21 protein-coding genes and 1 tRNA gene are annotated in these 25,652 nt (G+C 74.0%); 17 read left to right on the top strand and 5 right to left on the bottom strand.

The genetic code is table 11. The annotated features are described in order from the left end of the window. Positions 1–95 precede the first annotated feature (95 nt). Positions 96–1,889 (top strand): serine/threonine-protein kinase, encoded by a 1,794-nt coding sequence (locus ABT093_RS10815; protein WP_350562658.1) that lies wholly within the window; start codon positions 96–98, stop codon positions 1,887–1,889. Between the two features lie 32 nt (positions 1,890–1,921). Here the strand turns inward: ABT093_RS10815 and ABT093_RS10810 are convergent, their stop codons facing one another. Together ABT093_RS10810 and ABT093_RS10805 are read right to left on the bottom strand one after the other, a co-directional pair. Next, positions 1,922–3,856 (bottom strand): FAD/NAD(P)-binding protein, encoded by a 1,935-nt coding sequence (locus ABT093_RS10810; protein WP_350562656.1) that lies wholly within the window; start codon positions 3,854–3,856, stop codon positions 1,922–1,924. After that, positions 3,853–4,875, bottom strand: coding sequence for an amino acid ABC transporter permease (locus ABT093_RS10805; RefSeq protein ID WP_350562654.1), 1,023 nt, complete (start codon positions 4,873–4,875; stop codon positions 3,853–3,855). Before ABT093_RS10805 ends, ABT093_RS10810 begins: the two co-directional genes overlap by 4 nt. Positions 4,876–5,538: 663 nt before the next feature. On the opposite strand from ABT093_RS10805, the gene ABT093_RS10800 reads away from it, so the two are divergent. The 7 genes from ABT093_RS10800 (at position 5,539) to ABT093_RS10770 (ending at position 12,509) form a co-directional block, all read left to right on the top strand. Continuing rightward, on the top strand, positions 5,539–6,720 hold the full coding sequence (locus tag ABT093_RS10800) for an LLM class flavin-dependent oxidoreductase (protein WP_350562652.1): 1,182 nt from the start codon (positions 5,539–5,541) through the stop codon (positions 6,718–6,720). Beyond that, positions 6,717–7,214: a GNAT family N-acetyltransferase gene (locus ABT093_RS10795; protein ID WP_502884189.1), complete on the top strand. Its 498-nt coding sequence runs from the start codon at positions 6,717–6,719 to the stop codon at positions 7,212–7,214. Before ABT093_RS10800 ends, ABT093_RS10795 begins: the two co-directional genes overlap by 4 nt. Before the next feature lie 40 nt (positions 7,215–7,254). Continuing rightward, entirely contained in the window at positions 7,255–8,202 is a 948-nt protein-coding gene (locus ABT093_RS10790) for an ABC transporter substrate-binding protein (protein WP_350562650.1), read from the top strand. A 34-nt stretch (positions 8,203–8,236) separates the two neighbouring features. After that, positions 8,237–9,256, top strand: coding sequence for an amino acid ABC transporter permease (locus ABT093_RS10785; protein ID WP_350562648.1), 1,020 nt, complete (start codon positions 8,237–8,239; stop codon positions 9,254–9,256). A 92-nt stretch (positions 9,257–9,348) separates the two neighbouring features. Then, the gene (locus ABT093_RS10780) at positions 9,349–10,101 is read left to right on the top strand and encodes an amino acid ABC transporter ATP-binding protein (RefSeq protein WP_350562798.1); all 753 of its coding nucleotides are present in this window, start codon (positions 9,349–9,351) and stop codon (positions 10,099–10,101) included. Positions 10,102–10,221: 120 nt separating this feature from the next. After that, positions 10,222–11,205, top strand: a complete 984-nt coding sequence (locus tag ABT093_RS10775) for an ABC transporter substrate-binding protein (protein ID WP_350562646.1) — start codon at positions 10,222–10,224, stop codon at positions 11,203–11,205. Between the two features lie 107 nt (positions 11,206–11,312). Continuing rightward, positions 11,313–12,509, top strand: a complete 1,197-nt coding sequence (locus tag ABT093_RS10770) for a serine/threonine-protein kinase (protein ID WP_350562644.1) — start codon at positions 11,313–11,315, stop codon at positions 12,507–12,509. Here the strand turns inward: ABT093_RS10770 and ABT093_RS10765 are convergent. Next, positions 12,465–13,166, bottom strand: coding sequence for an MBL fold metallo-hydrolase (locus tag ABT093_RS10765; protein ID WP_350562642.1), 702 nt, complete (start codon positions 13,164–13,166; stop codon positions 12,465–12,467). The genes ABT093_RS10770 and ABT093_RS10765 overlap by 45 nt on opposite strands. A gap of 215 nt (positions 13,167–13,381) precedes the next feature. Here ABT093_RS10765 and ABT093_RS10760 point away from each other — a divergent pair, with 215 nt between their 5' ends. Then, entirely contained in the window at positions 13,382–14,242 is an 861-nt protein-coding gene (locus ABT093_RS10760; protein WP_350562640.1) for a fumarylacetoacetate hydrolase family protein, read from the top strand. Between the two features lie 52 nt (positions 14,243–14,294). Here the strand turns inward: ABT093_RS10760 and ABT093_RS10755 are convergent, their stop codons facing one another. Further along, positions 14,295–15,059 (bottom strand): TetR/AcrR family transcriptional regulator, encoded by a 765-nt coding sequence (locus ABT093_RS10755; protein ID WP_350562638.1) that lies wholly within the window; start codon positions 15,057–15,059, stop codon positions 14,295–14,297. Between the two features lie 172 nt (positions 15,060–15,231). Here ABT093_RS10755 and ABT093_RS10750 point away from each other — a divergent pair, with 172 nt between their 5' ends. From ABT093_RS10750 to ABT093_RS10730, 5 genes are all read left to right on the top strand, one after another. Further along, positions 15,232–15,921 (top strand): rhomboid-like protein, encoded by a 690-nt coding sequence (locus ABT093_RS10750; RefSeq protein WP_350562636.1) that lies wholly within the window; start codon positions 15,232–15,234, stop codon positions 15,919–15,921. Between the two features lie 93 nt (positions 15,922–16,014). After that, the gene (locus tag ABT093_RS10745) at positions 16,015–17,739 is read left to right on the top strand and encodes a DUF885 domain-containing protein (RefSeq protein ID WP_350562634.1); all 1,725 of its coding nucleotides are present in this window, start codon (positions 16,015–16,017) and stop codon (positions 17,737–17,739) included. 208 nt (positions 17,740–17,947) lie between these two features. Continuing rightward, positions 17,948–19,486 carry an MFS transporter gene (locus tag ABT093_RS10740; protein WP_350562632.1) on the top strand — a complete coding sequence of 513 codons (1,539 nt, stop codon included), beginning with the start codon at positions 17,948–17,950 and terminating at the stop codon, positions 19,484–19,486. 80 nt (positions 19,487–19,566) lie between these two features. Continuing rightward, positions 19,567–20,484 (top strand): carbohydrate kinase family protein, encoded by a 918-nt coding sequence (locus tag ABT093_RS10735; RefSeq protein WP_350562630.1) that lies wholly within the window; start codon positions 19,567–19,569, stop codon positions 20,482–20,484. A 101-nt stretch (positions 20,485–20,585) separates the two neighbouring features. After that, positions 20,586–21,518, top strand: a complete 933-nt coding sequence (locus ABT093_RS10730) for a trypsin-like serine peptidase (protein WP_350562628.1) — start codon at positions 20,586–20,588, stop codon at positions 21,516–21,518. Positions 21,519–21,663: 145 nt separating this feature from the next. Here the strand turns inward: ABT093_RS10730 and ABT093_RS10725 are convergent. After that, positions 21,664–21,735: transfer RNA gene (locus ABT093_RS10725), tRNA-Arg, on the bottom strand. A 158-nt stretch (positions 21,736–21,893) separates the two neighbouring features. Between ABT093_RS10725 and ABT093_RS10720 the strand changes: the two genes are divergently transcribed. From ABT093_RS10720 to lysA, 3 genes are all read left to right on the top strand, one after another. Next, entirely contained in the window at positions 21,894–22,331 is a 438-nt protein-coding gene (locus tag ABT093_RS10720; protein ID WP_350562627.1) for a response regulator, read from the top strand. 73 nt (positions 22,332–22,404) lie between these two features. Continuing rightward, positions 22,405–24,060, top strand: coding sequence for an arginine--tRNA ligase (gene argS / locus ABT093_RS10715; RefSeq protein WP_350562625.1), 1,656 nt, complete (start codon positions 22,405–22,407; stop codon positions 24,058–24,060). Positions 24,061–24,147: 87 nt separating this feature from the next. Continuing rightward, positions 24,148–25,542: a diaminopimelate decarboxylase gene (gene lysA / locus ABT093_RS10710; protein ID WP_350562623.1), complete on the top strand. Its 1,395-nt coding sequence runs from the start codon at positions 24,148–24,150 to the stop codon at positions 25,540–25,542. Positions 25,543–25,652 lie beyond the last annotated feature (110 nt).

The following is a 25,652-nucleotide window of genomic DNA, read 5'->3' as shown; positions in this document are numbered from 1 at the left end:
CGGCAGGGCGGAGAAGGGGGAGGTTGGCGGGATCGGCGGCGTGGATAGAGTTCAGGTGCTTCGATGGGGCCGGATGGGCCGGGGGTGGGCGGGCGATGGTCGGCGACGTGCTCGACGGGCGGTACCAGCTGGTCGAACGGCTGGGGCAGGGCGGCTTCGGCGTGGTGTGGCGGGCCTTCGACACCCGGATGCGGCGGCCGGTGGCGGTCAAGGTCATCAACCACCACGGCGAGGACCAGCAGAAGGCGGCGCTGCGGTTCGTCCGGGAGGCGTGCGCGGCCGGGAACCTCTCCCACCCGCACATCGTCACCGTGCACGACCTCGGAGAGGGCGAGCTGGCCGGCCGGCGGGTGACGTACCTGGTGATGGAGCTGCTCACCGGGCGCACCCTGACCGCCGTGCTCCGCGAGGGCCCGGCGGACCCGGTGCTCAGCCTGCGCTGGGGGCGGCAGATCTGCTCGGCGCTGGCCGCCGCGCACGACGCGGGGATGGTGCACCGGGACATCAAGCCCGACAACATCATGGTCACCGACGCCGGGGCGGCGAAGGTGCTGGACTTCGGCATCGCGCAGCTCGACACCGGGGCGGGCGGGCTGACCACCACCGGGACGGTGATCGGCAGCCCGGCGTACATGGCGCCGGAGCGCTGGACCGGGGGCCGGGTGGACGGCCGGGCGGACCTCTACGCGTTCGGCTGCGTGCTGGTGGAACTGTGCACCGGGGCAAGGCCGTTCGGCGGGGACTCGACGCCGGTGCTGATGTACCAGCACCTCAACGAGCCGCCGCCGGTGCTGGACCCGGCGCCGTTCGGGCTGCCGGCGGAGCTGGCCGGACTGGTCGCGGAGCTGCTCGCCAAGGACCCGTCCGGGCGCCCGCCGGACGCCCGGGCGGTGGAGCGGCGGCTGGCGGAGCTGGAGGAGGGGCGGACGGCGGGGATGACGGCGGGGCGTACGGCGGGGCCGCCGACGCCGACGGCGCTGTCCGTCGGACCGGTGCTGCCGCCGCTGACCACCCCGCCGGTGACCGCAGGACCGCCCGTACCCGCGCCCGCACCCGCGCCGGCCCCGCCCGCCGCACCCCCGTTGCCCCCGCCGCAGGAGGCCGTCCGGGCCGCCCTGCGCGCGCGCCGCAGCGCCGCGTTCCGGGCGGCGACGGCCGGCGAGTCCGCCGTGCAGCTCCAGGCGGTGGCCCAGGAGGCCGTGGCCGCACTCGGCGCCACCGACCGCGAGACCCTCACCGCCTGGCGGGACTTCACCTGGTTCCTGAGCCGGGCCGGCGACCTCGACGGCGCGATCCGGCTGCTCTCCACGGTCACCGAGGACATGCGGCTCGCCCTCGGCGGGACCGACCCGGACACCCTCGCCGCCCGCTACCACCTGGTGTGGTGCATCGGCGAGAGCGGCGAGACGGTCAGCGCGCTGCGCCGGCTCGTCCAGTTGCTGCCGGACCTGCAGACCGCCTGGGGCGGCCACGACCCGCGGGTGCTCAAGGCGCGGCACGACCTGGCGGTGTACACGGCGAACCGGGGCGACCTGGACGGCGCGGTGCTCCAGCTGCGCACCCTGCTGCCGGACCTCGCCCGGGCGCTCGGCGAGCAGCACCCGGCCACCGTCCAGGCCTGGCACGACCTCTCCGGCTACCAGCAGCGGCTGGCGGCGGCCCCGGCCGGGCGGAGCCGGCCCGGCCGGCGGCCGCGGATGCACCCGGGCGAGGCGCTGGTGCTGATCCGCCGCCTGCTGGCCTGGGACTTCGCCTCCGACCGGGAGGCCAACGCCTGCCTGACCACGCTGGAGCGCGGCACCGGGGTGAAGCAGATCGGCGACTGGATCCTCGCCGCACCGGACCACGTCACGGCCGAGGACCTGGTGGAGGAGATCTACGGGCCGTGACGCGGCCCCGGCGAGGATCCAGGAGGCGGCTCCTAGACCGGAACCGCCGAGTCCGCGCGGGCGAGCGCGCACAGCAGGGCGCGGGCGGCCGCGTCGTTCTGGCGGAAGCCGGGCGAGTCGGTACGGGGGCGGGCGAAGGCGGCGGCCGCGCGCAGGCTGGTGTGCGGGCCGAGGGCGGTGCGGCGCGGGTGCGCGCCGCCGTCGAGGGTGGGGTCGAGGGCCGGGTCGAGGACCCGGCTGTCCCCGGGGCGGATGGTGAGCAGGCCCGAGCGGTGGGTGTACTCCGGGTCGGCGACGACCTCCTCGGTGATCCGCCCGGTGCGGTACAGGTCGCGCAGCAGCGGGTCGCGGGTGCGGGTCAGCGCGTGCTTGGGCAGGTACGCCTCGACCAGCGCGGTGGCGGTGACGGTGTGGCCGGGCACGGTGGCGCCGGAGGCCCGCCAGGTTCCGGTGGGCTCGTCCCGGTCGACCCGGATGCCCGCGCCGAGGAAGCGGACCACCCCGGCCTCGGAGAGCGCGAGCAGCTGGCGCAGCCGGAAGCCGGGCGGGCCGGAGGCGAGGTAGCTGAAGTAGCCGAAGAACCACTCGTCGACCTCCTCGGCCACCGAGCGGGCGGTGAGCCGGCCGGAGCCGAGCAGCCGGGGCAGCTGGCCGAAGAGCGAGAGCAGGGCGAGGAAGGCGCCGAGGTCGGCGCTGTGGGCGGGGTCGGCGCGGCGGTCGGCGTCCTCGGTGACGTAGCGGCGCAGGTGGTGCTGGAGCTCCTCGGTGGAGCCGAGTTCGAGGCCGGCGAGCGGGAAGTCGAGGCGTTCCGGGTCCAGCCGGTCGGCCGGGTCGGGGACGGCCCGTTCGACCAGGGCGCGCAGCTCCGGGGACGCCCAGGGGTGGGCGTCGTAGCCGGCCAGGAACTCCGGCCAGGGCAGCGCGGTGCGCTCCGGGTGGGCGTGGAACAGCTCGTGGTAGTGGCCGAAGCCGATGTCCTTGGCCATCAGCGGCCAGGCGTCGCGCCGCAGTTCGAGCGGGCCCGGCCGGTCGAGCAGGGCGTCGACGGCGGCGGCGTCGAAGAAGCGGGGGAGCGGCGGGCGCGGGCCCTGGAGGCGGTAGGAGGTCTTGGAGTGGTAGGGGACGCCGCGCCGCGAGCCGACGTGCAGGACGGGCTCGCGGCCGGAGGGGTGGTAGACCAGGCCGCCCGCGCCGTCCGGCTCGAAGCGCCCGCCCCGGCCCTCGGTGAGCAGGGAGACCAGGTCGACGAAGGCCAGCCCGAAGCCGCGCAGCACGGTGTGCTCGCCGGGGGCGATCCGGTCGAGGTCGCCGGCCGCGTCGGCGGAGTAGGCGGGCGGCAGGTGGAAGCGGTCGTGCCGGGCGGCGAAGGCGGCGTCGGCGGCGTACCGGGGGTCGGGGGCGGCGTCGAGGTGGCCGAGGGTGAGCACGACGTGGTCGGCGGTGAGCACCCGGTCGGTGAGGTGGACCTGCTGCGGCCCGTCGGCCGGGCCCTCGACGCGGTGCGCGGTGTCCCGGTGGACGGTGACCGTGACGTGCGGCGGCAGGTCGGCGACGGCGCGCCGGAACACCCAGTCCAGGTAGGCGCTCTGGGCCCGCCGGGTGGGGAAGTCGGTGGGCGCGAGGGTGCGCAGCTCGGCCCGGACGTCCGGGTCGGCGCTCTCCCGGTAGGGCGCGAAGGCCCGCGGGTCGGCGGCCCATTCGGCGAGCGAGGGGCCGGGGCGCACCGGTCCGTCGATGGTGGAGCGCTCGTCGGTGAACATCGTGACGTCCTCGGCCATCGAGTTCATCCGCAGCAGCGGGGACTGCTCGTGGCGCCAGATCCGGCCGCCGCCGGGCGGGTGCGGGTCGACCAGGTGGATGTGCAGCGGCCGGTCCGCGGGCAGCAGTTCGGGCGCGTTGGCGGCGATCCGCTCCAGCACGCCGGTGCCGCGCGGCCCGGCGCCGACGATGACCAGGACGGCGCTCACCGGGCCACCCCCTCGGCCGGGGTACCGGCGGCGGCGCGCAGCCGCCGGTACCCGGCGCGGGCCTTCTGCAGCGGGGTGGGCGGCAGCCCCTCGCGGGTGGCGCCCTTCGCGTAGTGCCGCTCGACGTAGTACTGCCCGATCGACAGCACCGTGGTGATCACGATGTACCAGATGGTGGCGACCATCAGCATCGGGATGACCTGGTAGGACTGCAGGTAGACCAGCTGGACCGAGTAGAGCAGGTCGGAGACGGCCAGCACGCTGATGATGCTGGTCCCCTTGAGCGCGCTGATCAGCATGTTGCCGGCGGTCGGCACGATCGAGCGCATCGCCTGCGGGACGACGATCCGGCGCATCACCCGCCACCGGCCGATGCCGAGCGCGGAGGCGGCCTCCAGCTGGCCCCGGTCGACGGAGAGGATGCCGCCGCGCACCACCTCGGCGGCGTACGCGGCCTCCAGCAGGGTCAGGCCCACGACGGCGGTGAGGGTGGGGCCGAACAGGTTGACGGTGCGGACGGTGAGGAACTCCGGGCCGAACGGGATGCCGAGGCCGAGCGTCGGGTAGAGGGCGCCGATGTTGAAGAACAGCAGCAGCTGCACCAGGGCCGGGGTGGAGCGGAAGATCCAGATGTAGACCCAGCTGAGCGTGCGCAGCACCGGGTTGGCGGACAGCCGCATGGTGGCGAGGACGGTGCCGAGCAGGAAGCCGAGGCCGAGGGTGACGGCGGTCAGCCACAGGGTCAGGGTGAGGCCGTTCATCACCGAGGCGGCGGTGAACCAGTCGGCGACCACGTCCCACTGGAACGCCTTGTTGCGGGCGAGCGAGTTGACCACCATCGCGAAGAGCAGCAGGGCGACGGCGGCGGAGACCCACTGGCCGGGGCGGCGGCGCGGGACGATCCGCGCGGTGGCGGCCGCGGCGTCGGGAACGGTCCCGGGGGCGGTCGCGGGCGGAGGGGTGGCGGACTCGGCGAGGGGGCGGGCGGGGGCGGGCAGGACGTCCGGCGGGGTGGCCATGCTCAGGCTCCAGGCGGGAGGGCGGAGATGCGCGCGGGCGGGCGCACGGGGCGGGGTACGGCGTGGTCACGTACGGCCGTTGCGGCCGGCCCGCGTCCCTCAACACGGCCGGCGGTGCACTGCACTCCGGCCGCGATCGTACGCGTGAGCGATCGGCCGGTGTCAAGGGTGGGGAACGGTCTCCGGGCCCGGCCGCGGAACGCTTCGCACGGCGACAGGAGATCGCAACAGAGCGGTAATGGAGGGTGGTTGACGCCGTGCGCGGTTCGCTGCTCAACTTGAGGCCATGTACGCCGAGCAGCCCCTGGTCACCCGCGACCACATCGACTTCGGTCGGGTGTGGTCCGCGGCGTGTCGCGGCTGACCCGGCAGCGGGCCGTCCGCCCGGCCCCGTCCTCCCTCGCAGGGACCTCCCTCGGTGCCCCGTCCCGGGCCGGGAGAGCCGTCGCCTTCTGACGGTTCGTCATCGGCGCGCTGCCGCCGCCCCCCTTTTCCTCCTCCGCACCGCGCTGCGCTCCGGCAGTCGCCCCGTCCGCCCGCGGGCCGTCACGTGCCCGCCGCCCTCACCGCACCACGGCCCGGCCCGCCTCACCGCCAGGGCTTTCTCCGGCCTGCCCACCCGCAGCCCACCGGACTGCGCACGACCCGAAAGGTTCCGCCACCATGCCCGTCGAATTCCTCGGCATCGCCGCCACCGCCGACGGTACGGAGACCGCCGCGAGGACCACCGCCGCGTTCGACCGCGACTACACCCTGCGGCTGGCCCGCGCCCACGAGGACCACGGCTGGGACCGGGTGCTGTTCGCCTACGGCTCCGGCGCCCCGGACCCGGCGCCCGCCGCCGCTTTCCTGGCCTCGCACCTCGACACGCTGCAGATCCTGCTCGCCCACCGCCCGAACGTCTCCTACCCGACCTTCGCCGCGAAGACCTTCGCCACCCTGGACCGGATCAGCCGGGGCCGGCTCACCGTCCACTTCATCACCGGCGGCAGCGACCACGAGCAGCGGCGCGAGGGCGACTTCCTCACCAAGGACGAGCGGTACGCCCGGACCCGGGAGTACATCGGGATCGTCAAGAAGGCCTGGACCAGCCGGGAGCCCTTCGACCACGAGGGCGCGCACTACCGCTTCAACGACTTCGTCTCCGACGTCTTCCCCGTGCAGCAGCCGCGCCCGGGCGTCTCCTTCGGCGGCTCCTCGGCGGCGGCGTACGCGGCCGGCGGCGCCGAGGCGGACATCTTCTGCCTCTGGGGCGAGCCGCTGGCCCGCACCGCCGAGCAGATCGAGCGGGTGAAGGAGGCGGCGAAGGCCGCCGGGCGCGACGACGTGCCGCGGATCCAGGTGGCGTTCCGGCCGATCATCGCGCCGACCGAGGAGCTGGCCTGGGAGAAGGCGCACCGGACGGTGGACGCGATCCGGGCGCGCCGGGAGGGCGGCGAGCTGATCCGCCGCGGCCGCCCGGCCGGCGCCGCCCCCGAGGCTGCGACACCCGAGAACACGGGATCCCAGCGCCTGCTGGAGATCGCCGAGGCCGGCGAGCGCTACGACCGGGCGCTGTGGACGCCGACCGCCGCCGCCACCGGCGGGGCGGGGAACTCCAACGCGCTGGTCGGCACCCCCGAGACGGTCGCCCAGGCGCTGCTCGACTACTACGACCTGGGCGTGGACATCCTCTCCGCGCGCGGCTACCACCTGGTCGACGACGCGATCGACTTCGGCCGGTACGTGATCCCGATCGTCCGCGAGGAGGTCGCCAAGCGGGACGCCGCGAAGGCCGCCGCCGAGGCCGCCGGGGCGGAGCGGGCCGAGCGCGACCGGCACCAGCTGATCGCGGTCCAGGCGTGACGGGCCCGGCCGGCGCCCCGGCCCTGGACGTCGAGGTCCGCCGGGTGCGCATCGACGACCCGCTCGCCGAGCCGCTGGTGCGCGAGCTCACCGAGGAGTACGTCCGCCGCTACGGCCCCGAGGCGCACCAGGAGATGACCCGCTACCCGGCGGACAGCTGGGCCGAGTCGCACGGTGGCGTCCTGCTGCTCCTGCTGGAGGACGGCGAGCCGGTGGCCGGCGGCGCGTACAAGCGCTACGACGCGCGGACGGCCGAGGTGAAGCGGATGTGGACGCACTCGGCGCACCGCCGCCGGGGCCTGGCCACCCGGGTGCTGGCCGAACTGGAGCGGGCCGCCGTCGCGGCCGGCTACCGCCGGATCTTCCTCACCACCGGCCCGCTCCAGCCCGAGGCCAGGGGGCTCTACCTGGCCAACGGCTACACCGCGCTGTTCGACGTCACCGCCGACCCGCTGACCATCGGCCCGCTGCCGTTCGAGAAGCACCTCCCCTGATGCACGCCGATCTGCCCCACCCCGAAAGGCACCCGTACCCGTGAGAACCACCACCGTCCGCCGCCGCCTGCTCGCGGCCACCGCCCTGCTGCCGGTCCTGGCGCTGGCCGCGTGCGGCTCGGACCCGAAGCCGGCGGCGGCGGGCCCCGGACAGCAGGCCGTCTCCGCCGCCGCCGAGGACCTCGTCTCCGGCGTGAAGAAGTCGGACACCGCCGCCGCGCTGCTGCCCGCCGACGTCCGCGCCGCCGGCACGGTCAAGTTCGGCTCCTCGATCGGCACCCCGCCCTCCGCCTTCTACGCCGACCAGGCCACCAAGAAGGCGGCCGGCCTGGACATCGACTTCGCCGACGCGGTGACCAGGGTGCTCGGCCTGACCGTGCAGCGCGAGGAGGCGGCCTTCGAGACCATCCTGCCCGCGCTCGGCAGCGGCAAGTACGACGTCGGCACCGGCAACTTCGGGGTCACCGAGGCCCGGTTGAAGACGATCGACTTCGTCACCTACATCGACGACGGCCAGGGCTTCGCGGTCAAGAAGGACAACACCTCCGTCCAGCCGATCACCGACCTGCTCCAGCTCTGCGGGCTGACCATCGGCACCGGCGCCGGCACCACCTTCGAGACCACGCTCAACGCGAAGAAGAACGTCTGCACCGACGCCGGGAAGAAGCCCTACGAGGTCAAGGCGTTCAGCGACAGCGGCGCCACGCTGACCAGCCTCCAGCAGGGCCGGGTGGACGTCGTGATGTCCACCATCAACGGCCTGCGCTACCAGGCGGCCCAGGAGGCCTCCGGCACCCGGTTCCTCGGCGAGTTCCACCGCCTCGACGTCGGCTTCGCGTTCAAGAAGGGCTCCCCGCTCGCCCCTGCCTTCCAGGCCGCCGTCAACGAGCTGATCAAGGACGGCACGTACGAGCGGATCCTCAAGAAGTGGGGGGTGACGGACTCGGCCGTCAAGGAGTCGCAGATCAGCCCGCCCGAGCACAAGTGACCCCCTGTCCAGGGCCCCTTGGGAGGAGTCCCCCATGAGCACCGCCACCACCACCGAACCCCTCGCGAAACCCGGCGGCAGACCCGGAGCCGCCGACACCGCCGGCGCGGCCGCCCCGCTCGACCTCGGCGAGCTGGCCGGGCTGCGCACCATCCGCACCCGGCACCCCTGGCGCTGGGCGGCCGGCCTCGCCACCGTCGTCGTACTGGCCCAGTTCGCCCACGGCCTGGCCACCAACCCCGGCTGGGACTGGGCGACCTTCCGGGTGTTCTTCTCCGCCGACACCATCCTGCGGGCGGTCGGCCGGACCGTCGAACTCACCGCCTACGGCACCGTGCTGGGCTTTCTGCTCGGCGCCGTGGTGGCCGCGATGCGGTTGTCCCGCAGCCTCATCCTGCAGACCGTCGCCTGGGGCTACGTCTGGGTGTTCCGCTCGATCCCGCTGATCGTCCAGCTGGTCTTCTGGTTCAACCTCTCCTACCTCTACAAGCGGTTCGGCTTCGGCATCCCGTTCGGCCCGACCTTCGGCGAGTTCGAGACGGTCGGCGTGCTGGGCGCGCTCGGCGCGGCGGTGCTCGGCCTCGGGCTGCACCAGGCCGCGTTCGCCGCCGAGATCATCCGCGGCGGGGTGATCGCCGTGGACCCCGGCCAGCGCGAGGCCGCCGCCGCCCTCGGCGTGCCGCGCTGGCGCCAGGCCTGGCGGATCGTCCTGCCGCAGGCCATGCGGGGCATCCTGCCGTCCGCCGCCAACGAGGTGATCTCGCTGTTCAAGGGCACCTCGGTGGTCTACGTGATGGCCATCGGCGAGCTCTTCTACCAGGTGCAGGTGGTGTACGGCCGCACCGGCCGGGTGGTGCCGATGCTGATGGTCGCCACCGTCTGGTACGTGCTGCTCACCACCGTGCTGTCGATCGGCCAGTACTACGTCGAGCGCTACTTCGCCCGCGGCGCCGACCGCACCCCGCCGCCCACCCCGCTCCAGCGCGCCCGGGCGCTCGCCCGGGGCCTGCGCGCCCGCACCGCCACCGCCGTCGCCACCGGAGGACGCTCGTGACCACCCTCGCCGAGGAACCCGCGGCCAAGGAACCCGCCGCCGAGGAAGCCGCCGCCCCGCGGCCCGCCGCCGGGGAGCCGCCGGCGCCGCCGATGGTGCAGGTGCGCGGCCTGTGGAAGAGCTTCGGCCCGAACGCGGTGCTGCGCGGCGTCGACCTCGACGTGCCGGCCGGCTCGGTGACGGTGGTGCTCGGCCCCTCCGGATCCGGGAAGTCCACCCTGCTGCGCTCGATCAACCACCTGGAGAAGGTGGACCGGGGCTTCGTCGCGATCGACGGCGAGCTGATCGGCTACCGCCGCTCCGGGGACCGGCTGCACGAGCTCAAGGAGCGCGAGGTCCTGCGGCAGCGGACCCACATCGGCTTCGTCTTCCAGAACTTCAACCTCTTCCCGCACCTGACCGTGCTGGAGAACCTCACCGAGGCGCCGGTCAGCGCGCTGGGCCGGCCGAAGGCCGAGGCCCGCGCCCGCGCGCTGGAGCTGCTCGAACGGGTCGGCCTGGCCGAGAAGGCCTCCGCCTACCCCCGCCAGCTCTCCGGCGGCCAGCAGCAGCGGGTGGCGATCGCCCGGGCGCTGGCGCTGGACCCGAAGGTGCTGCTGTTCGACGAGCCGACCTCGGCGCTCGACCCGGAGCTGGTCGGCGAGGTGCTGGACGTCATCAAGGACCTCGCGCAGGCCGGCACCACGATGATCGTGGTCACCCATGAGATCGGCTTCGCCCGCGAGGTCGCCGACACCGTGGTCTTCATGGACGGCGGTGTGGTGGTCGAGCAGGGCCCGCCGCGCGAGGTCCTCGACGAGCCGCGGCACGAGCGGACCAGGGCCTTCCTGGCCAAGGTCCTCTGACCCCCGCCGAGGATCCACCGAAGACGACCCACCGACGACTCACCGACGACTCACCGACGACTCATCGCCGACGACCCACCGACGACCCACCGAACCCCTCTCACCGGCAGGAGCCCCGCCATGTCCCTACCCCGTCGCGCCCTCGTGACCGCCGCCGCCGCGCTCGCCGCCGCCCTCACCCTGGCCGCCTGCGGCAGCTCCTCGGACGCCGCGGCGGAACTCGCCCCCGCGAAGGGGAGCACCGCGCCCAACGGCGCCACGGTGAACCTGACGCCCCAGCAGAACCGGGTGACCACGCCCAAGGTGGACGCCCTCGCGGCCCTGGTGCCGGAGGAGATCAGAAAGCGCGGCAAACTCACCGTGGTCGACTCGCTCGGCACCACGCCGCCGCTGGACTTCTACGCCAACGACGACAAGACGATCATCGGCGTGGAGCCGGACATCGCCTCGCTGATCGGCAACGTGCTCGGCCTCGACGTCGAGTTCAACCCGGTCTCCTGGGAGAACATCTTCGTCGGCCTGGACAGCGGCAAGTACGACGTCGGCATCTCCAACATCACCGTCACCGAGGCCCGCAAGGAGAAGTACGACTTCGCCACCTACCGCCTCGACATCCTCGGCTTCGAGGCCAAGAAGGGCAGCGGCTGGAAGATCACCGGACCCAAGGACATCGCGGGCAGGACCGTCGCGGTCTCCTCCGGCACCAACCAGGAGAAGCTGCTCATCGCCTGGAACGAGGAGAACGTGAAGAACGGCCTGAAGGCCGCCGACATCAAGTACTTCCAGGCCTCCTCCGACTACTACCTGGCGCTCTCCTCCGGCCGGATCGACGCCTACGTCGGCCCCAACCCGGTGACCGCCTTCCACGCCGTGCAGACCGGCGAGACCGAGGTGATCGGCACCTACTCGGGCGCCGGCGCCGAGGTGCTCGGCAAGATCGGCGCCACCACCAGGAAGGGCAACGGCCTGGTGGCGGCGCTGAACGGGGCGATCAACGAGGTGATCAAGAACGGTACGTACGGCCAGGTGCTCAAGCGCTGGGGCCTGGACGCCGAGGCCGTGCAGACCTCCGAGATCAACCCGGTCGGTCTGCCGAAGACGTGACGGCCGCCCGGCGCCCCGGGTAGTTCACCCGAACACCGTTGCCCGCCGCTACCCTGACCCGGTCAGGATGAACGGCGGGTTGTTCCGGCGGACTTGTGGGGGAAGGCATGAAGGCGGGCGATGTCGTGGGCGGCCGCTACCGGCTGGACCGGGAGCTCGGTCAGGGCGGGTTCGGCGTGGTCTGGGCCGCCCACGACGAGACCATCGGGCGGGCGGTCGCGCTCAAGGTGCTCTCCGAGGAGAAGGCCGGCGACGAGGACGCGGTCGCCCGGTTCATCCGGGAGGCCAGGACGGTCGGCGGCCTGTCCCATCCGCACATCGTCACCCTGTACGACTACGGGCGGGTGCAGGACGGCGCGCGCTGGACCCACTACCTGGTGATGGAACTGGTCCGGGGCCGGCCGCTCTCCGCGCTGCTGGCCGACGGGGCCCGGCCGGACCTCGCCGTCGCCCTGCGCTGGGCGCGGCAGGTCTGCAAGGCGCTGGACACCGCGCACCGCAGCGGCGTGGTGCACCGGGACATCAAACCCGAGAACATCATGATCACCGAGACCGGCGAGGCCAAGGTGCTGGACTTCGGCATCGCCCGGCTGCTCACCCAGCAGGGCGGTGCGATGACCTCCACCGGCATCGTGATCGGCACCCCGGCCTACCTGGCCCCCGAGTGCTGGTCCGGTGAGCACATCGACGGCCGGGCCGACCTGTACGCGCTCGGCGTGGTGCTCTACCAGCTGTGCACCGGGCGCCGCCCGTTCAGCGCCAGCACGCCGGTCAGCATGATGTACAAGCACGTCCACGAGCAGCCCCCGGCCCCCGGCACGCGCGATCCGGCGCTGGACCGGCTGGTCCTCCAGCTGCTCGCCAAGAACCCGGAGGACCGGCCCGCCGACGCGGCCGAGGTCCGCCGCCGGCTGCGCGACGTCAAGCCCGACACCGACCCGGACGCGCTGCGCCGCAAGGCGGACGACGCCTGGCGGCGCGGCGCGGCCGGCTCGCCCGAGCGGGCCGTGGAGCAACTGGTCGCGCTGATACCGCAGTTCTCCCGGGCCTTCGGGTCCGCCGACCCGCGGACCCTGCGGACCTGCCACGACCTGGCGCTCTGGCTGGCCCGCTCGGGCCGGCCGCGGGCGGCCGTCGCGCTGCTGCGCGAACTGCTGCCGGTGCTGGCCGGCCACCCGCGGGCCCGCGAGGACGTCGGGCGCGACCTGGAGCGCTGGGAGCGGGAGAGCGCCGCCGCCGCGTCCGAGCAGGACCGGCCGCTAGTGCTCGCCGAGCTGCTCGACGGCCCGGCGCAGAACGGCTGAACCGCCCTCGGCGATCGGCTCGCCGTGCCCGAAGAGCACCGTCGAGCTCTCCAGCGCGGCGAGCCGGCGGAAGGACTCCAGGGCCAGCGCGGGATCGGTGTTGAAGACGCCGGGCATGGTCCGGTTCCCCATGTTGGCCGCGAGGTCGCCGGTGAACAGGACGCCCGCCTCGGGCAGGTGGAGGGCGATCGATCCGTCGGTGTGGCCGGGCACGTGCACCACCACGGCGCCGCCGCCGAAGTCGAGCACCTCGCCGTCCGTCACCTCGCGGTCCACCCGGCACGGCGGGGCGGACGGCAGCCTCGGCAGGGAGTCCCACAGCTCCTGCTCGAAGGGGCTCAGCACGAACGGCTTCGGCTCCTGCTCGCCGCGGACCACCGGCGCCTCCAGCCGGTGGGCGGTCACCTCGGCGCCCAGTCGCCGGGCGAGTTCGGCGGCCGAGCCGGCGTGGTCCTCGTGGTAGTGGGTGAGCACGATGGCGCGCAGCTCGGCGGGGTCGGCGCCGACCGCGCGGATCGCCTCCTCGATCGCGTCGGCCTGCCCGACGACGCCGGTGTCGACGAGGGTGAGCGCGCCGTCCTCGTCGCGCCAGAGGTAGACGGCGTTGAAGTCCAGGGTGATGACGGTCAGTTCGGGGCGTATCCGGGTGATCTCCATGAGCGGATCCTGTACCGCGCGCCCCCTGTCCACGCCCCTGTTCGCCGGAGGCGTGACGGCCGCGGCCCGCGGCCGGCCGCGCGGGAGCCCCGGACGCCCTGGTCCCCGGCCGTGGGCCGTTGATATACCTCGCAGGACTCGCAGGACTCGCGGGCAGCAGCCGGGCGCGGCCCCTCACCGCCCCGGCGATCGACGAATCAGGAGGTGGGGATCGGATGAAGTTCCTCCGTGTCGGCCCGCCGGGTGCCGAGCGCCCGGTCGTGCTGGCCCAGGACGGCACCGCGTACGACCTCTCCGGGGTGACGGCGGACATCGACGGCGGCTTCCTCGCCGGGCTGGACGCCGCGGCCTCGGCCGAGCTGGCGGCCCGGGTGGCGGCCGGGCGGCTGCCGGTGGCCGGGATCGCCGGGCAGCGGGTCGGCGCGCCGGTGGCCAGGCCCGGCAAGGTGGTCGGCATCGGCCTCAACTACCGGGACCACGCGGCCGAGGCGGGCGCGGCGATCCCGGACGAGCCGGTGATCTTCCTCAAGCCGAGCTCGACGGTGGTCGGCCCGTACGACGAGGTGCTGGTGCCGCGCGACGGCGAGAAGACCGACTACGAGGCCGAGCTGGCCGTGGTGATCGGCCGCACCGCCCGCTACCTGGACGACCACGCGGCGGCGGCCGGGGTGATCGCCGGCTACACCATCGCCAACGACGTCACCGAGCGCGCCTTCCAGTTCGAGCGCGGCGGCCAGTGGGACAAGGGCAAGTCGGCGGAGACCTTCACCCCGCTCGGGCCCTGGCTGGTCACCGCCGACGAGGTGGCGGACCCGCAGCGGCTGCCGCTGCGGCTGTGGGTGAACGGGGAACTGCGCCAGGACGGCTCCACCGAGCGGATGGTCTTCCCGGTGCTGGAGCTGGTCCGCTACGCGAGCCGGTTCATGGTGCTGGAGCCGGGCGACGTGGTCATCACCGGCACCCCGGCCGGCGTCACCCTCGGCCGCCCGGGCACGCCGTACCTGGCGCCCGGCGACGTCGTCGAGATCGAGATCGACGGCCTCGGCCGGCAGCGGCAGGTCCTCGGCAAAGCCTAGCCAGGGTCCGTTCCGGACCGGCGGGCCCGACCACCGGGCCCGCCGCTCCGGGTCAGCCGTCCGCCGGCCCCAGCGCCGCCCGCAGCCGGGCGGGGCGCGGCGAGTCCGGGCCCTCCAGCGCCAGCAGCGCGGCCAGCACCTCGGCGGTCTGCGGGTCGTGCAGCGCCGTCGCCGCCGCCATCGCCACGAACTGGTCCACCAGCCACTCGCGCAGCTCGTCCACCGGCAGCGCCCGGCCCTCGTCGAGCCAGCTCAGCGAGGCCCCCTCGACCACCGCGATCCACGAGCGCACCAGCAGCGTCAGCCGCGGCCCGGCCTGCCGCACCCCGAGGTGGCGCAGCGTCCGCCGCAGCGCCGCCCGCCGGACGTCGTCCACGATCGCCGTGGTGCGGGCCGTCTCCACCACCGAGCCGCCGCGCAGCAGCGCCGAGTAGCCGGCGTCGTGCTCGGCGACGAAGGAGAAGTACCGCTCCAGCACGGCGGACAGCTGCTGGGTCGGCGTCCCGGCGGGCGGCACCGTGAAGCGCGCGGTGAGCTCCTCGGCCGCGCTGCGCAGCGCGGCCTCGTACAGTTGCTGCTTGCCCCCCGCGAAGTAGCGGTAGACCAGCGGCCGGGACGCCCCGGCGGCCTCGGCGACGTCGTCCAGCCCGACCTCGTCGGGCGGTCGGTGGGCGAACAGCTCCAGCGCCACCGCGATCAGCTGATCGCGCCGCTGCTGCACCGGCAGCCGCCGGTACCCGGCGCGCCGCGGCCGGGCGGCCGGTTCGTGGTCGGCCGGTTCGGGGCCGGGCGGTACGGACGCTGCGCTGGCTTCCATGGCGGTCAGCGTAACGGCCCCGGGCCGGATGGGAGCCGGAACTGCACCGATCTTCCGAACGGGCGTTTGCGCCCGTCCGGACGGCCTCCCGGAGCCCCGCCGGGAGGCGTCCCGCCGGGCCCCGCCCGAGGATGGGACGCAGCACGCCGCCGTACCGAGGAGGACCCGCCGGATGGCGCAGACGCTGGAACGGCCGCCCCGGGCGGGCCGGCTGCGCGGGGCGCCGCGCGCGCTCCTGGCGTGGGTCCGCTCGGCGCCCGGGACGTACCTGTGGCTGCTCGTCCTGGCGGTCACCAGCTTCGTCGTGGCCCGCACGGACCCGCGCACCCTGGACTGGTTCCTGGCCGCCCGCTCGACCAACCTGGAGCAGCTGAGCTCGCGCCCGGTGCACGCCCTGGTGGGCAGCGCGCTGTGGACCGAGACCTCCGGCTGGCCCGTCTACGCCGTCCTGTTCACCGTGTTCCACGCCAACGCCGAGCGCTGGCTGGGCACCGCGCGCTGGTTCACGGTGGCCGCGACGGCGCACGTGCTGGCGACGCTGGTGAGCGAGGGCGTGGTGGCCTGGGGGATCGTCCGGGGCACCGCGCAGCGGAGCATGGCCGACACGGTGGACGTCGGCGTCTCCTACGCGCTGGCCGGGGTGGTGGCGGTGCTCGCCCACCGCTTCGCCGGCGGCTGGCGGTGGCTGTACGGCGGCGGGGTGGTGGTCTGCTACCTGGTGCCGCTCGTGGTCTCGCACACCTTCACGGACCTCGGGCACTTCACCGCCGCGCTGATCGGACTCTGCTTCTTCCCCTTCGCGCACGGACGGCCCCACTGGGACCCGGGCCGGGCGCTGCGCCGCCGCCGGTCCCGCCGCTGAGGTGGCCGACACCCGCCGGCGGGCCAGGAATTGGCCGGTCCATGCCACCTGTAGGGGGCTTGCAAACGGCGCGGGCCACGCAATGATGTCCGGATGGTTGAACTGATCAGCTCCGACGGCACCACACCCCGCAGTGTCGCCGACGCCTATGTGCGGGACCTTGCCGAGCTCGACCCGCTGACCGCGGTGTACCTGGGCCTGAACCCTGAGGACGACCGCCTCCCCGACCTCTCCCCGGCCGGCGCCGAGGCGATCGCCGCACTCGGCCGCTCCACCCTGGAGCGGCTCGACGGGGCCGAGGCGGCGCTCGACGCGGCCGAGGCGGCCGGCGCCCCCCGGGACGAGGCCGAACGGCGCTGCGCCCGCCTGCTGCGCGAGCGGCTCACCGCCGAACTCGCCGTCCACGACGCGGGGGAGCGCTACCGGGCCGTCCACAACCTGGGCTCCCCGGTGCACAACGTCCGCGATGTCTTCACCCTGATGCCCACCGACACCGAGGAGCAGTGGCGGATCCTCGGCCGCCGCCTGGCCCGGGTGCCCGAGGCGCTCACCGGGTACCGCGCCACCCTTGCCGAGGGCATCGAGCGCGGCCTGCTCTCCGGCCCCCGCCAGGTGACCACGGTGACCGGGCAGCTCGGCGAGTGGCTGGCGGGGGAGACCCCGGGCGGCTGGTTCGGCGAGCTGGTCCGGGAGGCTCCCGGGACGCTGCGCGAGGAGCTGGCCGGACACGCCGTGGCCGCCGCCGAGGCGCTCGCCGCCCTGCGCGACTGGCTGCGCGACGTCTACGGGCCGGCCGCCGCGGACGCCCCCGACACCGTCGGCCGCGAGCGCTACGGCCGCTGGGTGCGCTACTGGACCGGCGCCGACCTCGACCTCGACGAGGCGTACGCCTGGGCCTGGCAGGAGTTCCACGGCCTGCTCGCCCAGATGCGCGCCGAGGCGGAGAAGGTGCGGCCCGGTGCCGGGCCGATGGAGGCGATGAAGTGGCTGGAGAGCGACGGTCCCGCGCGGACCGGCGCCGAGGCCGCCCGGGAGTTCCTCCAGGGCCTGATGGACGGCGCGATCGCCGACCTCCAGGGCACCCACTTCGACCTGGCCGAGCCGATCACCCGGGTCGAGTCGCGGATCGCCCCGGCCGGCAGCGCCGCCGCGCCGTACTACACCGCCCCGTCGCTGGACTTCAGCCGTCCCGGCCGGACCTGGCTGCCCCTGCTGGGCCGTGAGCGGTTCCCCGAGTGGGACCTCGTCTCGACCTGGTACCACGAGGGCGTCCCCGGCCACCACCTGCAGCTCGCGCAGTGGAACTACGTCGCCGACCGGCTCTCCACCTACCAGGTCAGCCTCGGCGGCGTGAGCGCCAACGCGGAGGGCTGGGCGCTGTACGCCGAGCGCCTGATGGACGAGCTCGGCTACCTCACCGACCCCGGCCACCGGCTCGGTTACCTCAACGCCCAGATGATGCGGGCGCTGCGGGTGATCGTCGACATCGGCATGCACGTCGGCCTGGAGTTCCCGGCGGACTCGCCGTACCGCCCGGGGGAGCCGGTCTCGCCGGAGGCCGCCCGCGAGTTCTTCGGCCTGTACTGCGGGCTGTCCGCCGACTTCCTGGACAGCGAGCTGGTCCGCTACCTGGGTCTGCCCGGGCAGGCGATCGGCTACAAGCTGGGCGAGCGGGCCTGGCTGCGCGGCCGGGCCGCGGCCCGGGCGGCGCACGAGGCGCGCGGCGAGGTGTTCGACCTCAAGGCCTGGCACATGGCGGCGCTGTCGCAGGGCTCGCTGGGCCTGGACGACCTGGTCGCGGAGCTGTCGGCGCTGTAGCGCACCGGCCGCCGAACGGTGGCCGCGGGACGGCGGCGAGGCCCCCGGGACGATCCCGGGGGCCTCGTGCCGTGGTCCCACGGCCCCTGGTTCTTTGGTCCTGGTTCGATCGATTTATCCATATTTTTCCTTGCCATTCGCCGCCCCGCGCGTTTGGCTGGAAGGCGACTGCGTGACCTCTCCGCACCCCACCGGAAAGGCTCCCCCAGTGTCTTCCCAAGCCCAAGCCGCCACCGGCCAAGGAACGGCGGATCCCCGCCGCTGGTGGGCCCTGGCGGTCATCGCCATCGCCCAGCTGATGATCGTCCTCGACATCACCATCGTGAACATCGCCCTTCCGTCCGCCCAGCGGGACCTGGGCATCTCGGACGCCGACCGGCAGTGGGTGATCACCGCCTACACGCTGGCCTTCGGCGGGCTGCTGCTCCTCGGCGGCCGGCTCGGCGACCTCTTCGGCCGCAAACGCGTCTTCGTCATCGGACTGCTCGGCTTCGCCCTCGCCTCGGCGATCGGCGGCGGCGCCAACGGTCCCACCATGCTCTTCGCGGCCCGCGCCCTGCAGGGCGCCTTCGGCGCGCTGCTCGCCCCCTCCGCGCTGGGCCTGCTCTCCACGACCTTCTCCGATCCCAAGGAGCGGAGCACCGCCTTCGGCATCTTCGGCGCGATCGCCGGCGGCGGCGCCGCGATCGGCCTGCTGCTCGGCGGTGTGCTGACCGAGTACCTCAACTGGCGCTGGTGCCTGTTCGTCAACACCCCGATCGCGGTGGCGGCGGCCTTCGCGGCGTTCTCGGTGCTCACCCGCGACCACATCGGCAAGGGCACCCGGACCAGGCTCGACCTGCCCGGCGCGCTGCTCGGCTGCGGCGGCCTGCTCGCGATCGTGTTCGGTACGTCCGAGGCGGTCACCCGGGGCTGGGGCGACGCGCTGGTGCTGGGCTCGCTGGTGCTCGGCGTGCTGCTGCTGGCGGTGTTCGTGCTGGTCGAGAAGCGGACGCCGCACGCGCTGCTGCCGACGCACATCGTCGCCGACCGGAACCGGGGCGGCGGCGCCCTCTCGGTCGGCCTGGCGATGATCGGCATGTTCGGCCTGTTCCTGTTCCTGACCTACTACCTGCAGGTGATCAAGAACTTCTCGCCGATCATGTCCGGCGTCTCCTTCCTGCCGATGACCGCCGCCATCGTCATCAGCTCGACCGGCTTCGCGGCCCGGCTGATGACCAGGGTGCCGTCCCGGAACCTCATCGGACCGGGACTGCTGCTGGCCGCCGCCGGCATGGCCTGGCTGACCCAGATGCACGTGGACAGCCCCTGGGCCGGCATGGTGCTGCCCGCCGAACTGCTGCTCGGCTTCGGCATGGGCCTGATCTTCATGCCGTCGATGAGCCTCGCCACCCTCGGCGTCGCGCCGAACGAGGCGGGCGCGGCCTCGGCCACCATCAACTCGGCCCAGCAGGTCGGCGGCTCCTTCGGCACGGCGCTGCTGAACACCATCGCGGCCAGCGCCACCGCGACCTGGCTGGCCGCCCGGGCCGCCGGCGCCGCGAACCCGGCCGTCCAGGCCGAGGGCGCGGTGCACGGCTACGTGGTGGCCACCTGGGTGGCCATGGGCATCCTGCTGCTGGCCGCGCTGATCGCCTTCGTGATGATCGACCACCGGCCCGAGCCGGGGGAGGCCACCGGGACCGCCGGCGCCCGGGCGCAGACCCGGGCGCAGAGTCCGGCGCACCAGCGGCAGCGGGCTCGGTGACGTTTGCAGAAAACCCTTGCAGCCCCGCGGCGGCGCCTGCTTGACTCCTGGTCACCGACCGGGAACAAGGAGGCGCCGCCGTGACCGAGGACGAGTTCGACCTGCTGGTGGTGGGCGGGGCCGGCGTCGACACCGTCGTCCGGGTCGACCGGCTGGAGGTGCCCGCCGGGGATTCCCACCACGTGCCGCCGATCCACGACTACGTCGCCCACACCGGCAACGGCGTCGCCCTCGGCGCCCACCGGCTCGGCCTGCGCACCGCGTTCATCGACTACCTCGGCGACGATCCGCAGGCCGAGCTGATCACGGCCGCGTACGCCCGCGAGGGCCTGCCCTTCGCCCGGCTGGTCTCGCCGCACGGCACCCCGCGCTCGGTCAACCTGGTCGACGCGGCCGGCCGCCGGTTCTCCTTCCACGACGGCCGCCACCCCGCGTCGCTGCGGCTGCCGCGGTCGTTCTACCTGCCGTACCTGGAGCGCAGCCGGCACGTCCACCTCTCCATCACCGGCCACAACCGCGACCTCTACCCGGACCTGCGCCGGCTCGGCCGCACCAGCTCCACCGACCTGCACGACTGGGACGGCGAGAACCCGCACCACCGGCACTACGCGGTCAGCTCCGACCTGGTCTTCCTCTCCACCGCAGGCTGCCCGGACGGCTACGAGCGGGTGATGCGCTCGATCCTCGCCGAGGGCCGGGCCTCGGTCGTGGTCGCCACGGCCGGCGCCGAGGGCTGCCACCTGCTCACCCGGGACGACGCGGCCCTCCGGCACCTCCCGGCCGTCGACCCGGGCGCGCCGGTGGTGGACACCAACGGGGCCGGGGACGCCTTCGTCACCGGCTTCCTGTCCGCCTGGTTCCGGGGCCGCCCGCCGCTCGCCTGCGCCCGGGCCGGCGCGGTGGCCGGCGCCTTCGCCTGCACCGCCGCGGGCACCCACACCGCCTTCATCACCGCCGCCGCGCTGGACGGCGCCCTGGAGGGCACGGCGACCGGCTGAATTCTCATCGCGCTCCCAGCGGCGCATCACCACCCTCCCAGCCCGGGACGCCATAGTCGGTTGCCGTACCGCCGCCGACCAGGGCAGGAGCCGCACCGGGTATGGGCCAGCACCGCCGCCGCACCGCTCGACGCCGCTTCCTGGCCCCGACCCTGGTCACCACCCTCTCCGCGCTCACCGTGGCGGCGCTGGTCGTCGGCACCCGCAGCGCGACCCCCCGGGCCACCGCCGTGGCCTCACCGGAGAACACGGTGGCCGCTCCGTTTCCGGCCCCCGCGCCCACCGGGACCGCGACGCCCACCGGGACCGCGACGTCCACCGCGACGGCGACCCCCACGGCCACCGCCACCGCCACCATGACCCCCGCCGCGAGCAACCCGCCGGGCACCACCGCCACCGCCCCGGCCACCCCCGAGGCGGCCACCGTCGGAGCCCTGTTCAGCGGCTCCGTCCGGGCCGGCAACCACTTCTGCACCGCCGGCGTGCTGCACAGCGCCACCGGCAACCTGCTGCTCACCGCCGCCCACTGCCTCGACGACCCGGACGGCGTCCTCTTCGCCCCCGGCTACCGCGACGGCCGGGCCCCGTACGGCACCTGGCGGGTCACCGCCGTGCACACCACCGAGGGCTGGTCCCGGGACGGCGACCAGGACGAGGACTTCGCCGTCCTGGAGACCGCCCCCGACGCCGCCGGCCGCCGGATCGAGGACGCCGTCGGCGGCACCACCCTGGGCACCGACGAGCCGTTCGGCACCGCCGTCCGTCTCTACGGCTACCCCGCCGACGCCGAGCGGCCCCTGCTCTGCACCAACACCACCGGCCGGCAGAGCACCTTCCAGCGCGTCGTCGACTGCCCCGGCTACCCGGGCGGCACCAGCGGCGGCCCCTGGATCTCCGCCGCCACCGGCCACGTCATCGGCACCATCGGCGGCCACCAGGAGGGCGGCGACACCGACGACACCTCCTACAGCGCCTACTTCGACCACACCGTCGCGGCCCTCTGCGCCGAGGCCGTCGCGGCCGCCTCGTCCTGACGCCCCGCGACGGCCGGGCGGCCCCGCCAACTCCGCCGCCGCGGGCGCCGGTTGGCGCGGGCCGTGGCGCGGCCGGAAAACGAATCAGGCCCAGTCCGGTGGCAACTCGCCACTGGCCTGGGCCTCTTCGGCACTTCTCGCGAAGTGCCCCCGGTAGGATTCGAACCTACGCACCCGCCTCCGGAGGGCGGTGCTCTATCCCCTGAGCTACGGGGGCTTGCTCGATGTTGTCGTCGCGTTCGCTTCGACGTGGAGAACACTACCAGGCTCCGGGCGTGCTCCGTGCACGGGTTCGCACGGGGGGCGGCCGGGGCGCCCCGGCGGAAGTGGGCAAAGGCCGGACGGGGCGGCGGGGCCGCCGATACCCTCGGTGAGGTGTCGGGAGTGTCCGGGCGGGTCCTCGTGGTGGACGACAGCGAGGTGATCCGCCAGCTGATCAGGGTCAACCTGGAGCTCGAGGGCTTCGAGGTGGTGACCGCCGCCGACGGTGCCGAGTGCCTGGAGGTGGTCCGCCGGGTGAAGCCCGACGTGGTGACGCTGGACGTGATGATGCCGCGGCTGGACGGCCTGCGGACGGCGGCCCGGCTGCGGGCGGCGCCGGGGACCAGGCTGCTGCCGATCGCGATCGTGAGCGCCTGCACGCCGGCCGACCTCGACCTGGGGGAGTCGGTCGGGGTGGACGGCTACCTGGGCAAGCCCTTCGACCCCGCGGACCTGGTCGCGCTGGTGCGGCGGCTGGTGGACCTCGGCCGCGCGCCGGGGGCCGCGGACGGGTTTCGCCCTCAGCGAACAGACCGGAGCGATCGGGGCTGAGCGGCGCGGCCGGGCGTCTCAACCGGCAAACCGGGTGGCGAGTGCCCTCCCCCTCTCGCCTACGCTTGGCGTCGTGACCCCCGCAGAGCTTTCCCAGGCAGTCCAGGCCGCAGTGAGCGCCGCCGTCGAGGCGGGCGAGCTGGCCGTCGCCGTGCCCGAGCACGTGACGGTCGAGCGGCCCAAGAACAGGGACCACGGCGACTACGCGACGAACGTGGCCCTCCAGCTCGCGAAGCCGGCCGGCAAGCCGCCGCGAGCCGTGGCGGACGTCCTGGCCGCCCGCCTGCGAGGGATCACCGGCGTCACCAAGGTCGACATCGCCGGTCCGGGCTTCCTGAACATCACCCTCGACACCGCCACCCAGGGCGAGCTGGCCCGCACCGTCGTCGAGGCGGGCGCCGCCTACGGCCGCAACGAGGCGCTCAAGGGCCTGAAGATCAACCTGGAGTTCGTCTCCGCCAACCCGACCGGCCCGATCCACATCGGCGGCGTCCGCTGGGCCGCCGTCGGCGACTCGCTGGCCCGGGTGCTGCGCGCCTCCGGCGCCGACGTCACCACCGAGTACTACCTCAACGACGCCGGTGTGCAGATCGCCAAGTTCGCCGCCTCGCTGCAGGCCGCCGCGAACGGTCGCGAGGTGCCGGAGGGCGGCTACGTCGGCGAGTACATCGTCGACATCGCCAAGGCGATCACCGAGGCCGTCCCGGGCCTGCTGGAGAAGGACGAGGACGAGCAGCTCCAGGTCTTCCGCACCGAGGGCCTCAAGCTGATGGTCGCCGAGATCAAGCGCTCGATGGACGAGTTCGGCACCCACTTCGACGTCTGGTTCTCGGAGAAGTCGCTGCACGACTCCGGTGCCGTCGGCACGGCCATCGAGCGGCTGCGCGAGCAGGGCCACGTCTTCGAGCAGGACGGCGCCATCTGGCTGCGCACCACCGACTTCGGCGACGACAAGGACCGCGTCCTGGTCAAGGCCGACGGCGACACCACCTACTTCGCCGCCGACGCCGCCTACTACCTGTCCAAGCGGGACCGCGGCGCCGAGGTGTCGGTCTACATGCTGGGCGCGGACCACCACGGCTACGTCAACCGCCTCAAGGCCATCGCCGCCTGCGCGGGCGACGACATGGACCGCAACATCGAGGTCCGGATCGGCCAGTTCGTGAAGATGCTCCGCGACGGCGAGGAGGTCCGCATGTCCAAGCGGGCCGGCAACATCATCACGATCGACGACGTCGTCGAGTGGATCGGCGTGGACGCGGCCCGCTACACCCTGGCGCGCTCCTCCACCGACTCCACCATCACGCTCGACATCAACGTGCTGACCAGCCAGACCAACGAGAACCCGGTCTTCTACGTCCAGTACGCGCACGCCCGGATGTGCTCGGTGCAGCGCAAGGCCGGCGAGCTGGGCATCACCCGCTCCGCCGACTTCAAACCCGAGCTGCTCGCCACCGAGTGGGAGTCCGACCTGCTCGGCCAGCTCGGCGAGTTCCCGCGCGTCCTGGCGACGGCCGGCGAGCTGCGCGAGCCGCACCGGGTCGCGCGCTACCTGGAGGAGCTGGCGGGCACCTACCACCGCTTCTACGACAACTGCCAGATCCTGCCGAAGGGCGACGAGGAGGTCACCGACCTCACGCACGCCCGGCTCTGGCTCGCCGACGCGACACGCACGGTGATCGCCAACGGCCTGACGCTGCTGGGCGTCTCGACGCCCGAGCGGATGTAGGCACCACCCCCATGTGCACAGCGGGGGCGGCGGACGGTCAACGGGGACCGTCGCCGCCCCTCGCCATAGGTCGAGGAAACCAACGACATGTCTCGCTCCGCACACCCCGCAGGCCCCCGGCACGGCGACGTGCTCCCCGAGGGCCACTACCAGGCGCCGCCCAGCGACCTGAACGCGCTCGACCCCAAGGTCTGGTCCCGGACCGTCGCCCGTGACGCCGAGGGCGTGGTGACCGTCGGCGGCGTGGACGTGAAGCGGCTGGCCGCCGAGTTCGGCACCCCGGCGTACGTCATGGACGAGGCCGACTTCCGGGCCCGGGCGCGCGCCTGGCGCGAGGCGTTCGGCACGGACGCCGACGTCTTCTACGCGGGGAAGGCCTTCCTCTCCAAGGCGGTCGTGCGCTGGCTGCACGAGGAGGGCCTCAACCTCGACGTGTGCAGCCCGGGCGAGCTGGCCGTGGCGCTGGCCGCCGGGATGCCGCCGGAGCGGATCGCGCTGCACGGCAACAACAAGTCGGTGGACGAGCTCGAACACGCGGTGAAGACCGGGGTCGGGCACATCGTGGTCGACTCCTACGAGGAGATCGAGCGCCTCGCGGCGATCGCCGGGCACCAGGGCGTGCGCCAGCCGGTGCTGATCCGGATCACCGTCGGCGTCGAGGCGCACACCCACGAGTTCATCGCCACCGCGCACGAGGACCAGAAGTTCGGCCTCTCGCTGACCGGGGGAGCGGCCGCCGAGGCGGTCCGCCGGGTGCTGGCGCACGGCGAGAGCCTGGAACTGCGCGGCATCCACTCGCACATCGGCTCGCAGATCTTCGACACCGCCGGCTTCGAGGTGGCCGCCCGCCGGGTGGTCGGCCTGCTGGCGGCGATCCGCGACGAGCACGGCGTCGAACTGCCCGAGATCGACCTCGGCGGAGGCCTCGGCATCGCCTACACCAGCGAGGACGACCCGCGCGAGCCGGCCGAGATCGCCGCCGCGCTGGCCGAGATCGTGCGCCGCGAGTGCGCCGCCGCGAACCTCACCGCCCCCCGGCTGAGCGTGGAGCCGGGCCGGGCGATCGTCGGCCCGACCGCGTTCACCCTGTACGAGGTGGGCACCGTCAAGCCGCTGGAGGGCCTGCGCACCTACGTCAGCGTGGACGGCGGGATGTCGGACAACATCCGCACCGCGCTGTACGACGCCGAGTACTCGGTGGCCCTGGTGTCGCGCACCAGCGACGCCGAGCCGATGCTGGTACGGGTGGTGGGCAAGCACTGCGAGTCCGGCGACATCGTCGTGCGGGACGCCTTCCTGCCGGCCGACCTCGCGCCCGGCGACCTCGTCGCGGTGCCCGCCACCGGCGCCTACTGCCGCTCCATGGCGAGCAATTACAACCACGCCCTCAAGCCCCCCGTGCTCGCCGTCCAGGACGGCGCGGCCCGGGTGATCGTCCGGCGCGAGACGGAGGAGGATCTCCTGCGTCTCGATATCGGATGACGAAATCCTTGTCTCAGATCATGGAACGACCGTAGATCTGTACGGAAAGTCCCGGAGACTGGTGGGAACCAAAAGTCCGGCGGGCACCCGAAAAGCCCGCCGGATCGACC

The organism is Kitasatospora sp. NPDC002551 (assembly GCF_040296005.1).
Classification (GTDB): Bacteria; Actinomycetota; Actinomycetes; order Streptomycetales; family Streptomycetaceae; genus Kitasatospora.
The sequence above is the reverse complement of the archived record's forward strand: the minus strand, read 5'-3'. Positions and strand labels throughout refer to the sequence as shown.